Source organism: Bremerella sp. JC817 (assembly GCF_040718835.1).
GTDB lineage: Bacteria > Planctomycetota > Planctomycetia > Pirellulales > Pirellulaceae > Bremerella.
Map to the genome: position 1 here is coordinate 245,312 of NZ_JBFEFG010000259.1, position 12,610 is coordinate 257,921.

Consider the following 12,610-nt stretch of genomic DNA (forward strand, 5'->3'; position numbering starts at 1 on the left):
CATCAAATTGAATCTCGATCGCGTTGCCGAAAAAATGAAATCGAATGATAAGCTTTTGCCATTCAGCGTCTGCCTGCTGGCGTTGTTCGTCCCTGCCTGAAAGTTCTCGCCATGTCGCTGCCCAATTCCGCTTCTGCCAAGCTCAGCCGTCGCTCGTTCGTGACGGGGCTTTCCGCCTTGCCGCTGCTAGGGGCTGCCCGCTATTTGAACGGAGCCGAGTCGGCCACACCGCTATACCTGCCGGAAGACCCTGCGCGAGGCATTCGCGAAGGGTGGACCGTCGCGGTGTTTCCCGACACGCAGAACTATGCAAAGTATGGCAAGAACCAGGCCAACTTCGATCGCATGTGCCGCTGGGTCGCCGAGCATCTCGATCCATGGCGAATCGGCCTGGTGATGCATGAAGGAGACTTCGTCGAGCAAAACAACATCGCCGAAGGGGGCGGGCGAGGTTGGGGCGATCAACATTCCGAGTCACAGTGGGAATCGGCCAAGCGTGCTCTTAGCCAGATCGAAGGCAAGGTGCCAACGATTTTCACGACCGGCAATCACGACTTCGGGATCCGCAACGCCGAGACCCGCGATACGCAGTTCAACGATTACTTTCCGATCACCAGCAACAAGCTCACCAGTGACGGCCAAGGGGGAGGCATTCTCGTCGAGGCCGGCCTGAACAGCTTTGGCAAACAGTCGCTCGAAAATGCGGCTTACGAAATCAAGCTGCCCGATGGTCGCCAATTGCTGATCATCTCGCTGGAGTGGGGACCTCGCCGCGAGGCAGTCACCTGGGCGAAATCGCTCGCGGCACGCGAAGCGTATCGAAACCATACCGGCGTGCTGCTGGTCCACAACTTTCTGACGCCTGACTCGATCCGCGACGGGCAAAATGGCAATCGTAAGCGTCCTGGCAACCCGCACACCTACCCGACCGGCAAGCAAGGGAATACGCACGACGGCGAAGATCTGTGGAAAGGTCTCGTCCACGACGCCCCACAGTTTCAACTCGTCTTGAATGGGCACGAGATGGGCGCGCATGTTGGTCGCCGTGTCGATAACAATGCCGCTGGCATGCAAGTACATCAGATGCTGTTTAACGCCCAGGGACTCGGCGGTGGCTCGGCAGATAAAGGAAACGGCGGCGATGGTTGGCTGCGACTGTTAACCTTCGAGCCTGACGGCGTCACGCTTACGGTGCGAACCTTTTCGCCACTGAAACTCGACGCTGGCCTCTCGCCTTGGTGGAACGATCCGAAGTGGTGTTTTCAGGTTCCGCTATTGCCAGTGTGATCGCCCTTAGCGTGGACTAATTCGTGGGGGCTACCGGCGTGACCAATGGCTGTTGAGAAACGTTAATGAGCACAGGAGCACGCCGCATGAATGGAAAAAAGTGAGGCAACACCTCGATCCTGGCTGGCATTGGCAACGACTGCCGCAGTTGATTGACGGCGTTCTCATTGATGCTCAAGTCACTCAACCGAACGTAGGACAAATAGGGCATCGCATGCAAATGCTGGATACCTTCGTCCGTTATCGAGAGCGAAACGAGCTCTAGTTCACTGAGCTTCCGTAGTTGGGCGACCGAAGCCAACGCTTCGTCCGTGATCTGCTTTCCATCCGCGATCGTCAGATGATGAAGGTTCTTCAGCGCCACTAGTTGGGCAATCCCTGCGTTGGTCAATTGCTCTCCATCGATAGACAACAAACCGAGTTGCTTGATCTGAGCCAGGTCCTCGAGTTGCTGGTCGGTTAAATTGCATTGGGTCAGGGAGACGGAATCAAGGAACTCAAGCTTCGCCAGTTGGTCGAGTCCCTCGAAATCGATCGCGGGACAGGCGTTCAGTTCGATACTTTGCAGGTGATTTAGATTTGCCAAAGCGGCGATCGGCACCTCTTGCTGGATACCTCGCATTCGCAAAGATATCAGATTTTCGATCGCCCCAAGAAACTCGAATCGCATCTTGGTATCTGCGAGTGGAGCACTCACACTTAGAAATTCGAGCTGCTTGCATTGGCCCAATTTGCCGAGATGCTCGACTGCGATCGGCCCGCGAAACTCAAACATGTAAGGCGATCGTCTCGAGTGCCGAGCCATGATCTGCACACCTTGAATGTTGATCCAATCCACCTCGTCTTGGATGGCTTCGATAAAGCCGGCCGCCGTGATTTGCGTAAAGAATAGATGGACTTGCTGAAGCTTACGAGCGTCCGCTAAGCCTTCGATCGCGGCGTCGCCGATCGGGACCATCTCGAGCCGGAGCGACTCCAGTTGATCTGCCTGGAGCAATCGCTGGCACTGCTGATCCGTCATCGGCGACTGGATCGCCCCTAAGACTTTCAACGTCGGATGCCCGATCAGGTAGTCGGCCCAATTGGTGGCAACCGTCTTCTCCAGCGTCAGTTGCTGGACATCTATGCGATCTCGCAACAGCTCGAACGACTTTTCTGTCAGCTTGCGGCCGGTTAAATATTCGAGCCGCAGGTTCGGAATATCGGCCAGGATTTCGATCCCTTCATCATCGACCGAAAATCGAAACCGCAGCGTATGAAGCCGCGGATGCTGACGCAGCATCGCCAGGCCTTTTTTGTCGACGCTGGTTCCCTGGATATCGACTACTTCCAGTTGCGGCAATTGGCTTACGTGCCGAAAGCCTTCGTTCGTGATCCTTGTTCGCCAGATCGCCAGTTTTCGAACGCGTGGCAATTGATCGAGATACGCGAACCCCTCGTCACTGATGCGGCTACTAGGTATGTAGATCTCTTCCAGCGTAGGAATCTGGGCCATCAGTTCCATCTGTTCGTCACGAACGTTTCGACCGTTGCCGCGGATACCGGTGATGTTCGAGAAATAGCGACTTCCGAACCAATCGTGTACGAACTGCGGCCCCCACGACGTGCGAGAGATCTGGATGCCGGTTTCCGAAAGGCGCTCGGCAATCTTGTCCTGCGCGTGCACCCAGTCCATGTGCCATCGCCAAAGACCAGCCCCAATGGCCGCGATCAAACAGAACAGCAATAACGTTCGCAAGCCGAATTGCCGAAGCGAGCGGGGCAGGAAGACCATCGAGCGATTCCTTATCTAGGGAACGTTGGCTTAGCCTTGGTGGCGAAACGGAGACTTCATCGCAGGGGCGTCTTCAATCCAGCGATTGAACAGGAAGACCCCGTAGTCGCTCCGGCGCGGTAAGGCCTTTTTGCGTTCAATCCGCCGGGTGCTGTAGTCTTCAGCGGAAGGCTTTACCCGCAGCACTTTCATACTGCCGATCGTCGCTTCCGAAAGAGGATGCGGCGGAACGACTGCTCCGCCGGCAGGCGGCAACTGCGAGCAGTCTGCCAGGGTTACATGCCACAACTTCTTCAGGTTCAGTAGCTCTGGCAGACCTGACTCGTCGAGCTGAACCTGATTGCAATAGATCGTCTTCAGCCCGGCCATCCGACCGATGACTTCCAGATGCGATTTGGTCAGGCGGCACGACTGAAACGTGAGCGATTCGAGCCGCGGCAACCTGGTCAATCGCCTGAGATCGCTGACAGACAACTTTGGTACGTTCCCGAACCGGACTGCTTCTAACCGAACAACTTGATTGAGGTCCGGCAGATTCAAATCGAACGGGTAGTTCCAGATTTTGAGTTGCCACAGTCGCGGCGAATTCCCCAGGAACTGAAAGTCGACCGGCTGGTCCAGGGAGGTTTCCAATTGAAACGAACCGAGCTGTTGAAAGTCTTGCATGCCGGTCAACATCTCGGCGTCGACCTTCCCTTGCCAGATAATGTTGTGCACTTCGCGGGCATAAGCCATCTCGGTATTGGTAGGATCTCGCTGGCGAATCGACGCCGTAAGCCTCATTTCGTCGCCAATAATGACAACGCCGGTCTCCTCGTCGGCAAACGTCTTCAACAGTCCTTTGCCGGTAATCTGCGTTCCGATCAGCTCGAGAAATCCACGATTGGGCCGTGACTTGATCACCGGCAACAAGCGGTCGGTGATCGGCGAGTTTTGAATACTGATGTCACGGATTAACTTCGCATTCAGCAGCAGTTGAGCCTGAGCGTCGGTCAACGGAGCGTTGCGTGTCCGGATTGCGGTTAGCGTCGGATGATCGGCCAAGGTTTCAGCCCAGGCCGGATCGTGCGGACGATTGAGCGTCAGGTACTTGGGCTTCAGCTTGTCTCGAATCTGCTGGATACCTTTCGCCGATAGGTCCTCAGTAATCATGACATCCGGCAGCAAGTTGGGCAGCGTCGCCAGGTGATCGATACCGATATCGGTAAGTACCAGGTTGTGCTGGATTGCCTGAAGACGTGGCATCCCACGTAGAAAAGCGAACCCGTTCTCGTCGATGCGGGGATATTCGAGTTGATGCCGATCCGAAACCGACGGCCCCAGGTCGGTATGCATGGGCATAACCGACAGTTCGCGTAGGTTCTTGATCTTTCCAATGTGCCGCAACGCATCGTTGTCGAGGGCGGATCCTCCGACCAATACCGCACGCAAGTTCGGCAACTGGGCAAGCGTCTCCCAATGGGCGATCGGTGCCTTCCGCGAGGTGATGGAAACCGAGCGTACGGTCGGGAAGTCTTTCAGCACAGAAAGATCGATCGGGCTGCCATCTTTCGGCTCGTAGAAGCTGATCTCGTCGACCCAGGTGAGATAGTCGCTGCCAGGAACGCGGTACCAGCCAGGCGGCCCTACGAATTCAAAGCGAACGTAGATCACCTTGTCGTAAGTTTCCCGAACCAGGTGCCGCTGCTGGGCAAACCAAGTATCGACCAGATCGATCGGGGTCTGCCCCAGGTTCCAGCAGATCGCCAGGTAAGAAATCCACCAGCCGAACAGAAGAGACATTGCCCCACGACTCCGTGCCGAGGCCATCATTGCGTCACGCCACCAAGTTGACGTTAGCAAACCCCTCCGTGTGAGGCAACAATTTCGCCCGCTTTAGCGGTAAGCGGACTGAAGCAAATCGTCGCGATCGATGTACCCGAGTTGCACGCCCCAGTCGCGGACGGCATCGATCAACTTCTGATCGACCAGCGTGCGATGCCCCGGCTGAGCGTCGGGACAAGCATGAACGATTCGCTGACGGGCTTCGTCTTCGCTTAACCCCAAGGCGATCATGTACAGCCATAAAATCGTCGGGCAGCGATTCTGCCCAGCGATGCAGTGCAGGTAGACCTTGCTGTCAGGGATGTTCAAGAAAGCGTGCAATGTCCCCAGGATCGCAAGTGCTTCGGCAGTCGGGATCCGCATAAAGTCGTCCAGCGGCATGTCCTTCACGTCGGCGAAACCAGCGTCGGCCGTTGATGCCAGGCTGGCCGCGTCGCTCACATTCAAGATGTGCGTGTAGCCATGCTGTTGGAGATAGTCGAACCGGGCCGGCGACGCGAATCGGCCAATTGCGATCCGGGAGGTCACCGGGAACACTCCATAGCGTAATGCTTCCATTAACTCTGGTCGCACGATGCGGTCCTTCTGTCAGTAGTTCTCGTGGCGATACCGGTGCCAGCTCTCCTCGAACCAGGGAAGCTGCTGCAGGTGCGTTCGGAGTGGGGTTTCGATGAAGGAGGGGGCCTGAAACACGTACTCCGCTGCTCGGCCCAATCCATGTTCCGGCAGCGATTTCAGGTGAGCTTCGGCCGCTTCAAACGAGAAGGGGGCTCCCTCTTCATGAAGCTGCTGAAAGTTGTTGGGGAGCGCCGTCCAGATCACCGCATCGAAGTCGGTCGCATCGGCCCAATTCTGGATCGCTGGCACCGTCTGCCGCTGGTGATCGGTGTCGCAGTCCGAGTTGGGATAATAGAGTCCGACTTGCTGGTCGGTGGCACCTTCGCGAATCTTTAGATCGCCGACCGCTTCTAAAACCTCGGAGCGATGGCTGACGGTATAGGCGACCTGGCATTCGGCGCCGATCTCGGTTTCGAGAACCAACGTCAACGCACGATCACGGCGCACCGAGATTCGCGAGAACTCGACTCGAAGTCGCGGGCCATCCAGAAACCAAGGCCCATGGTGCTGATCAAATTGCGGGCGGTCGTCCCAAAGCAGAGACCCCCAGCCCAAAATTGCGGTCTTCATCTCCCAACCTGTCTGGTCAACGATCACTGGTACACTCTATTTCAGTGTAACGCTGACCGCAGGTTTTCTGTATCGGTACCCCTTAAAGCTTTTCTGCCATCATGCTCGCTTGCGCTCGAACGGCAGCGGGGTCCTTCTCCTGGACCAGTTTCTCGAAGTCGGCCATCAGCTCGGCGGCCTTCTCTGGCTGAGCTTCGCGGAGCCCTTCGATTTCCTGGTAGAGCTGCTGTTTCAGGGCCTTTAACGAGCTTCCTCCGGCAATCTGCTGCAGGGTTTCCTTGGCATCCGAGGCAGGGGGAGTGACCCGAACCGGAGCCTCTCCGGCGACGCCACATCCCAGCACCAAAGCCACCAACGATAGCAAACCAAGTTCGCGAATCATGCGAGACATTTCTGTGTTCCTTGAACCTTTACAAAGGGAAATAGCCAAACGCGCGCACCGTTTTGCCTGGGCAAGCGATGCCGTGGCTCTCTAGCCAGAGTGCCAGAGAGATATGTTTTCGAAATCCAAGATTCCCGCTTAGGGCGGTCGCCGGCTAAGGCGTCTGGACGACCTCGCCACCGTTGCGACTTCCCATCGCGTGATAGGTGGTCAAGTCGATTGATTCGGTGAGAAACCGGACCGAGGCATCCGCCAGGGCGATATTCACGCCACCAGGGTGACGACTGCGGGCAGCGTACAAACCGGTCGAGCTGCCATGGTTACCGGTGCTGCTCGAAGTCATGCAACTGGGATAACGCCAGTTGGGCGGAGCCAGCGTGTTGAAGATCGCGTATTCCATGGTTCCACGGGTCCAACGCAGGCCGGCGTAGCTACTGTGGTTCGCCTTGTTGTTGTCGCAAGCGACGCCGGCGGCATCGATGGTGGCCTGAGAAATCGCCCCTTGCGACGTCGACTCGTTCGCCGACCAGGACAAGCCTCGAACGACGTCGGAACCAACACGGTACGCACCATCGTCACCGTCTCCAGCCACATGCTCGCCAATCATGATCGTGTTGGTCGTGCCGTCCGTGATCGCGGCGAAGTCCGTTTCGGTCGAGAAACGGAGCACACCGTTCTGACGCGATTCGGCAATGTTCCATCCCAGGTTAGAGCCGGTCGAAAACGGATAGTTGCAGTTCGCCGTTCGCGAATCATTTCCGACGGGGCTGTCCGAGGGACAGACATACGCCGACAAACGGTTCGATTGGACCAACGTCTCGGCGTCGGCGATGTTGCGGTAGAAGTTTTGCGTCGTCGTCTTCAACTGTTCGTACATCGCGTCTTGTTCGATGAACGGCAAGATCTTCACATGTGGCCCGCACGAGTACGAATCGGAAGCATTCGACGCCAAAGCACGCTGGTTATAGCGTGGAAACGTGAGGAACGTGTCGTGATAGTTGTGCAGTGCCAGACCAAGTTGCTTCAAGTTGTTCGTGCACGACATCCGCCGCGCTGCCTCGCGCGCCATCTGCACGGCCGGGAGCAGCAAGGCGATCAAGACACCGATAATGGCAATCACCACCAACAGTTCCACTAACGTGAAACCGGCAGGCCGCAAAGAGCGTCGCATAGAAAACTCCATTCGAAGGTCCGAGGGGGAAAGCAAGGAAGGCACCGCGCGGGCAGTCGACTCGAAACAAACAAGCATCATGCCAATTCAAGGAAAATCCCCCGAACGCCACACGTTTGACAGCCAGGCTTACATCCGCGAGAAGGGATCAGCGTCGCTCACAGAACCTCTAGCAAGTGGTTAAGCCAGGAGAATAAAGCTTCCAGCAGAAAAGAAGAAATTCGACTTTTATCGACTCACCACTTCGCCCTCATGGACACGAAATGACCAGTCCCATGCCAAGCATCGCAGTGCTTCTGAGACCTTGCCCAGATGCTAAGCAGCGGCCCTCACCACAGCGAAGCGCAAAGATTCTCCAAGAGTGATGTCTCGAGGCATCTGAAATGGTCGGTGAAGCCTTTGTGAGTGAGTCGCAAAGAATCGATTTAGATCGATATTTGTCAGAGACCGTAACAGCGCCAGACGGATACGATATTCACGTAGCTCTAAAATCGTGGTTTTGTTTCGGCCCGTCACTCGACCTGGCACAAGGTACTTCACACCATGTCGGCATATCCAATCTTCGGGACGATCACGTTGCCAGTGGCCTGGACTCGCAAGCAGTGGGAACAGTTCGTGGCCAACTCGCCGATTCTACGTCAGGTCGAGTCGATTGAAGTGACTTGCCCCTTCACGCAGCGACCTACCGAACTGAACCATCCTACCCATGTCTTTGCGGGCATCTTCAATGACGCACAAATTGCGGCGTCGATTCGCTGCGTGGAAGAAGTGGTCGAAGTCTACGCCCCATCCGAGTTCGATGCGGCACGCTTGAAGCCGCTGGAAGAGCTCGTCGAAGCACCGTTCGAGCGATATTGATCTTGCCGCGATCGGTAGACCCTCATTCCAGGTGGCCTGTACAGCCGCCGACGAATCGGCATCCCGCAGATGAACCGTCAGGGTGGTTGCGGTGTCCTCAGGCAATCTGTTCTGTTACTTGTTGGAACAGGTTTTAGAGAATAGGACAGGCCACTAAGTCATGGCAGACCATCAATCAGAGTGCGCGATCGAGCTTGAATCGTCGCCCACCTTGGATAACATTTCTTCCGACAATGACGCAGGCATAAGCTTTTCACTCACGGTGCTCTTGGCCGCGACGGTCGGCATGGTGGTGGGCAATTTGTACTATGCCCAGCCGCTGCTGGCAGTCATCGCCAACGATCTGGGACTGACCGAAGCCCAGGTCGGCAGTGCCGCTACCCTGGGACTGCTGGCCCAAGCCGCCGGCATGTTGCTGCTACTTCCGCTAGGGGACGTTTATGATCGACGGCCGTTTATTCTCGCCTCGGTCGGATCTTCCATTCTATCGCTGCTGGCGGTTTCGGCGTCGAACGGAATCGTTTGGCTGTCGGTCTCGTGCGTGCTGCTCGGAGTTTCGACGATCGGCACCCACATGACGATCTCTCTTGCGGCAAGCCTCGCCCACGAACGCCAACGCGGGTTTGTGGTCGGCACGGTCTTTGGCGGACTGCTGACTGGGCTGTTGTTATCACGAGCCTTAAGCGGTGTGCTTGGTTCGATCTGGGGATGGCGAAACGTTTATTACATCGCTGCGACGGGGCTCGCCATTTTGCTGATACTGCTATGGAAGAAGCTGCCGGCGTCGGTGCCTCATTCCAAGATGACTTATCCGCAGCTTCTGATCTCGATGGCGAAATTGCTGCGGGACGAACCGATCTTGCGGGCCTCGTGCGTCTATGGAAGTGCGTCGTTCGCTGGCTTTGGTGCCTTCTGGGTGACCCTTTCATTTCACCTCGAACAACCTCCAATGGAATATGGCAGCGATGTCGCCGGGCTGTTGGGTTTGCTGGCGATCTCTGGGGCGTTGGCCGCCGGGCCGGTCGGCAAGTTAGCCGACTCGATGGGTGCCCTCTATATTCTGATCCCGTCGCTGCTACTGACGTTCTTCTCGTTCCTGGTGATGGGCTTGTGGGGAAGTTCGATCTGGGTGCTGGCGGTCGGCGTGGTGTTGATGGACATGGGAATGCAGGCGGTCCACGTCTGCAACCAATCGCGGATTTACAGTCTGCTTCCTGAAGCCCGTAACCGCTTGGGGGCGGTGTACGTGGTGACCTATTTCCTGGGTGGCTCGGTCGGATCGGCCATCGGCGTGTGGGCGTGGACCAGCTATGGCTGGCCAGGGGTCTGCTACAGCGCAACCGCCTTCCTGGGGATTGCTCTGACCTACTTGGCGATTCGCACGCTGCGTAACATGCAGACTGGCGCGGCGCATTAAAAAACCCCGCCCGAAACAACGTCCGGCCAGGGTTTCGTCTGTTCTGAGCTTCGATCGCTTAGAGATCGAAGTTCTCGGTATTTTCTTTCTTGTCGACCTGAGCGGTCAACTTGCTGTTGCGATTGTATTTCGCTGGAATCTCTTCTTTCATGATCGGATCGCCGGTGATTTCTTCTTTGCCGACTTCAACCATGTGCGTGATCTTCACTGTCTTGGTTCCCTCGGGCACTGAGAGGGAATACTTGCCAGCTTGAATCTCGGCCATCACCGGCGGAATCCCTTTGGCGGCTTGTTCTGGGGAATCGAAGATGATTTGCCCAGCATCCAGTGGCTTGCCGTCCAAGGTCACCACGCCGGAGACTTGAAAGCGAGGTTCTTCAGGCTCTGCCGCGGCGGTACAACCGAGCGTGGCCAGGGCGAGTAGTCCGATTGATAAAGCAACACTGCGCATTTTCTGTTCCTGCATGAAAATGGTGTCAGGGGATTAAGGAATCTGCACGACGTTGCCATCGTTGCGGACGCCAAGATTGCCGAGCGTGGTCAGGTCGATCGTTTCTGGCAAGAAGTGGATCGAACCATCGCAGAACAGCGCATTAACACCACCAGGATGCTCAGAGCGAAGTGGCGAGTTGTTGCCGTAGTTGCCACAGATGCCTTCGCTGCTGCACGAAATGCTGAAGTTGTTGGTTGGATTGATTCGGTATCGCAGCGAGGTGGTATTGAACGCACGACCGTCGCTCGAACCGCTACCAGGCAGCGTCGTCGTGTTGTTGTTCTGGCCACGGGTTCCCATGTTGAATCCGTACTGCATGCTGCGAACATCGGTACGCGTTCCCGAGGAGTTCTTCAGCCAGCCACCCACTTCGCTGACAGCCAGGGTATTGCTGGAACCGTCGGTGATCGAAGCGAACGTGGTCTTGCTGTTGTAATACAGCACGCCATTCATCGCCGATGGGCCGTGGTCGGTATCGTTCTGGGTCGCCCCCGTGACACCACCAAAGCCATTGACCACGCCTGCGATCGAGATGTAGTCGGCGATCATCGTCTTCACCGCATCGTTGCCCAGTTCCTGCTGGAGCGAAGCGGAAGGACATTCATAGATCCCGAAGATCGGACTGCCGGCATCCACACCACAGGCATCGCTCACCGAGCCATCGTTCCAGTGCTGGCTCAGGTCGATGATGTCGTACACGTTGCCCAATTCGACATAAGGCAAGATGTGCACCATCCACGAGGTGCCCCACTTGTTCGCGGTCGCCGTTCCGAAGGGACGCAGATTGTTGGTCGTACCTGGTGGAAAGCGATTGAATGTGTCGTGGAAGTTATGCAGGGCAAGGCCGTGCTGCTTCAAGTTGTTGACACATTGCGAGCGTCGAGCCGCTTCGCGTGCTTGCTGCACCGCTGGCAGCAAAAGCGCAATCAGAACGCCGATGATGGCAATCACCACCAGCAGTTCTACTAATGTAAAACCTGACAATTTCGATTTCATAGCAGAAGCGCCGCTTGGAAAAGGGAAGAGATTACGCACCCACTTCAGGGGGCTAAGATCAGTTACTATAAATGGGAGTATAAGGACGGCGCATTTTTTTAACAAGCACTTTTAACTTTTTTACACTTTTGCCCCCTACATGTGCTACTTCCCGTCGAGTGGAGGCCCAAGCCTAAATACTTGCCAACATTCATCTTTCGTGTGTTTATGGTGTGCTAAATAAGGGACCAGCATGGCAACACACAGCACCCACTGCGGTTTATTTACCATTTCAAGTGGGCGGACATTATCGCAGACAGAGGGGTATTTAAATTCTCTTCACCAGGGTTTCCCCCATCCAGGGAACGCCCCTCCAGCACAAATCGACGACGCCAGAAAATGGTGACGTAGTGCCTCTCAACCGCCAGCGATCTTGGTGGAAGAAAGGGGAGCCCGAAACCGCATCCAGAGACGCTTCGCCCAGATTGCCATAAGCGTACGAGGTATCGATGGCCTGGTGGAAAGAAGCGAACGAGACCTTCCGCGTCGTCCGCTTTGTGGCTTGCAAACGGTCCCAGGCTTTTCCTGAAACTCTGAAGACTTCTCGTCGTTTTTTTTGGCGTGGGGCGATCGCGTCACGCAAGCCGAATCATTACGTTGGATCGATCAATTCAGAGTACGTTTCGTGTCGAAGAAAGTGGATCAGAATGAAAGAAGGCGATTTCTGCCGGGTCGACGATTGCCCAGACTGGTATATCTGGTTTCAGCATAAGATCGTTCGGGGCGAGCCGATGCTGTGCTCGACTCATGGAGGCTGGATCGCGGTTGCCTACCAGGGCGATACTCCCATGCAGGCACTCGCCAACGGGCCGGTCTTCATGAACGTCGTCGGCCGCCGCCGGACCGCTCCTGTGACACGTGTTGCCACGTTTCCGGTCGAGCCTGCCGACATCATCTGGCCGCAGTTCTACAGCACCTATCATGACGATCGCGAGTACACCTATCTCAGCGACGGCTATAACGACGTCGAGATTAAGAAGTCGGAAATGGTCGGCGACTTCCCTCAATCGTTGTGCATGGTCGAAGCGATGATTGCCACCATTAAAGATGGCCCCGCCGAGATCAAGAAGGAACGCGAACGGTATCGCATTGACTTCACGCACACACTGAAGACGAAGAAAAAGTCGAAGTAATCGATGGAATAGTCGGCTGAGCCCCCAAGGCAATCGGCAATCAACGAT

12 protein-coding genes are annotated in these 12,610 nt (G+C 56.1%); 4 read left to right on the forward strand and 8 right to left on the reverse strand.

Going from position 1 to position 12,610, the window contains the following annotated elements; all coding sequences use genetic code 11:
* The first annotated feature begins 111 nt into the window (after positions 1-111).
* Positions 112-1,287, forward strand: coding sequence for a metallophosphoesterase (locus tag AB1L30_RS06125; RefSeq protein ID WP_367012549.1), 1,176 nt, complete (start codon positions 112-114; stop codon positions 1,285-1,287).
* Between the two features lie 16 nt (positions 1,288-1,303).
* Here the strand turns inward: AB1L30_RS06125 and AB1L30_RS06130 are convergent, their stop codons facing one another.
* The 6 genes from AB1L30_RS06130 to AB1L30_RS06155 form a co-directional block, all read right to left on the reverse strand.
* A complete protein-coding gene (locus AB1L30_RS06130) occupies positions 1,304-3,061 on the reverse strand; it encodes a hypothetical protein (RefSeq protein ID WP_367012550.1) in 1,758 nt (585 codons plus the stop codon).
* Between the two features lie 30 nt (positions 3,062-3,091).
* Complete coding sequence (locus AB1L30_RS06135) at positions 3,092-4,843, reverse strand: hypothetical protein (RefSeq protein ID WP_367012551.1); 1,752 nt, start codon at positions 4,841-4,843, stop codon at positions 3,092-3,094.
* A 93-nt stretch (positions 4,844-4,936) separates the two neighbouring features.
* Positions 4,937-5,458 (reverse strand): hypothetical protein, encoded by a 522-nt coding sequence (locus AB1L30_RS06140; RefSeq protein WP_367012552.1) that lies wholly within the window; start codon positions 5,456-5,458, stop codon positions 4,937-4,939.
* Positions 5,459-5,473: 15 nt separating this feature from the next.
* Positions 5,474-6,073, reverse strand: coding sequence for a hypothetical protein (locus AB1L30_RS06145; RefSeq protein WP_367012553.1), 600 nt, complete (start codon positions 6,071-6,073; stop codon positions 5,474-5,476).
* Between the two features lie 82 nt (positions 6,074-6,155).
* Positions 6,156-6,464 carry a hypothetical protein gene (locus tag AB1L30_RS06150; RefSeq protein ID WP_367012554.1) on the reverse strand — a complete coding sequence of 103 codons (309 nt, stop codon included), beginning with the start codon at positions 6,462-6,464 and terminating at the stop codon, positions 6,156-6,158.
* Positions 6,465-6,609: 145 nt separating this feature from the next.
* Positions 6,610-7,626, reverse strand: coding sequence for a DUF1559 domain-containing protein (locus AB1L30_RS06155; protein ID WP_367012555.1), 1,017 nt, complete (start codon positions 7,624-7,626; stop codon positions 6,610-6,612).
* Positions 7,627-8,169: 543 nt separating this feature from the next.
* Between AB1L30_RS06155 and AB1L30_RS06160 the strand changes: the two genes are divergently transcribed.
* Together AB1L30_RS06160 and AB1L30_RS06165 are read left to right on the forward strand one after the other, a co-directional pair.
* Positions 8,170-8,484, forward strand: coding sequence for a hypothetical protein (locus tag AB1L30_RS06160; RefSeq protein ID WP_367012556.1), 315 nt, complete (start codon positions 8,170-8,172; stop codon positions 8,482-8,484).
* A gap of 160 nt (positions 8,485-8,644) precedes the next feature.
* On the forward strand, positions 8,645-9,901 hold the full coding sequence (locus AB1L30_RS06165; RefSeq protein ID WP_367012557.1) for an MFS transporter: 1,257 nt from the start codon (positions 8,645-8,647) through the stop codon (positions 9,899-9,901).
* A gap of 58 nt (positions 9,902-9,959) precedes the next feature.
* On the opposite strand, the gene AB1L30_RS06170 is transcribed toward AB1L30_RS06165, so the two are convergent.
* Together AB1L30_RS06170 and AB1L30_RS06175 are read right to left on the reverse strand one after the other, a co-directional pair.
* Positions 9,960-10,352, reverse strand: coding sequence for a hypothetical protein (locus AB1L30_RS06170; RefSeq protein ID WP_367012558.1), 393 nt, complete (start codon positions 10,350-10,352; stop codon positions 9,960-9,962).
* A gap of 33 nt (positions 10,353-10,385) precedes the next feature.
* Positions 10,386-11,390: a DUF1559 domain-containing protein gene (locus tag AB1L30_RS06175; RefSeq protein WP_367012559.1), complete on the reverse strand. Its 1,005-nt coding sequence runs from the start codon at positions 11,388-11,390 to the stop codon at positions 10,386-10,388.
* Between the two features lie 686 nt (positions 11,391-12,076).
* Here AB1L30_RS06175 and AB1L30_RS06180 point away from each other — a divergent pair.
* Positions 12,077-12,562: a hypothetical protein gene (locus tag AB1L30_RS06180; RefSeq protein ID WP_367012560.1), complete on the forward strand. Its 486-nt coding sequence runs from the start codon at positions 12,077-12,079 to the stop codon at positions 12,560-12,562.
* Positions 12,563-12,610: the final 48 nt, after the last annotated feature.

Excerpts from the sequence above, each read along its gene's own strand:
- AB1L30_RS06125 (WP_367012549.1), top strand. The coding sequence starts at position 112 with ATGTCGCTGCCCAATTCCGCTTCTGCCAAGCTCAGCCGTCGCTCGTTC.
- AB1L30_RS06130 (WP_367012550.1), bottom strand. The coding sequence starts at position 3,061 with ATGGTCTTCCTGCCCCGCTCGCTTCGGCAATTCGGCTTGCGAACGTTA.
- AB1L30_RS06135 (WP_367012551.1), bottom strand. The coding sequence starts at position 4,843 with ATGTCTCTTCTGTTCGGCTGGTGGATTTCTTACCTGGCGATCTGCTGG.
- AB1L30_RS06145 (WP_367012553.1), bottom strand. The coding sequence starts at position 6,073 with ATGAAGACCGCAATTTTGGGCTGGGGGTCTCTGCTTTGGGACGACCGC.
- AB1L30_RS06150 (WP_367012554.1), bottom strand. The coding sequence starts at position 6,464 with ATGTCTCGCATGATTCGCGAACTTGGTTTGCTATCGTTGGTGGCTTTG.
- AB1L30_RS06155 (WP_367012555.1), bottom strand. The coding sequence starts at position 7,626 with ATGCGACGCTCTTTGCGGCCTGCCGGTTTCACGTTAGTGGAACTGTTG.
- AB1L30_RS06160 (WP_367012556.1), top strand. The coding sequence starts at position 8,170 with ATGTCGGCATATCCAATCTTCGGGACGATCACGTTGCCAGTGGCCTGG.
- AB1L30_RS06165 (WP_367012557.1), top strand. The coding sequence starts at position 8,645 with ATGGCAGACCATCAATCAGAGTGCGCGATCGAGCTTGAATCGTCGCCC.
- AB1L30_RS06170 (WP_367012558.1), bottom strand. The coding sequence starts at position 10,352 with ATGCGCAGTGTTGCTTTATCAATCGGACTACTCGCCCTGGCCACGCTC.
- AB1L30_RS06175 (WP_367012559.1), bottom strand. The coding sequence starts at position 11,390 with ATGAAATCGAAATTGTCAGGTTTTACATTAGTAGAACTGCTGGTGGTG.
- AB1L30_RS06180 (WP_367012560.1), top strand. The coding sequence starts at position 12,077 with ATGAAAGAAGGCGATTTCTGCCGGGTCGACGATTGCCCAGACTGGTAT.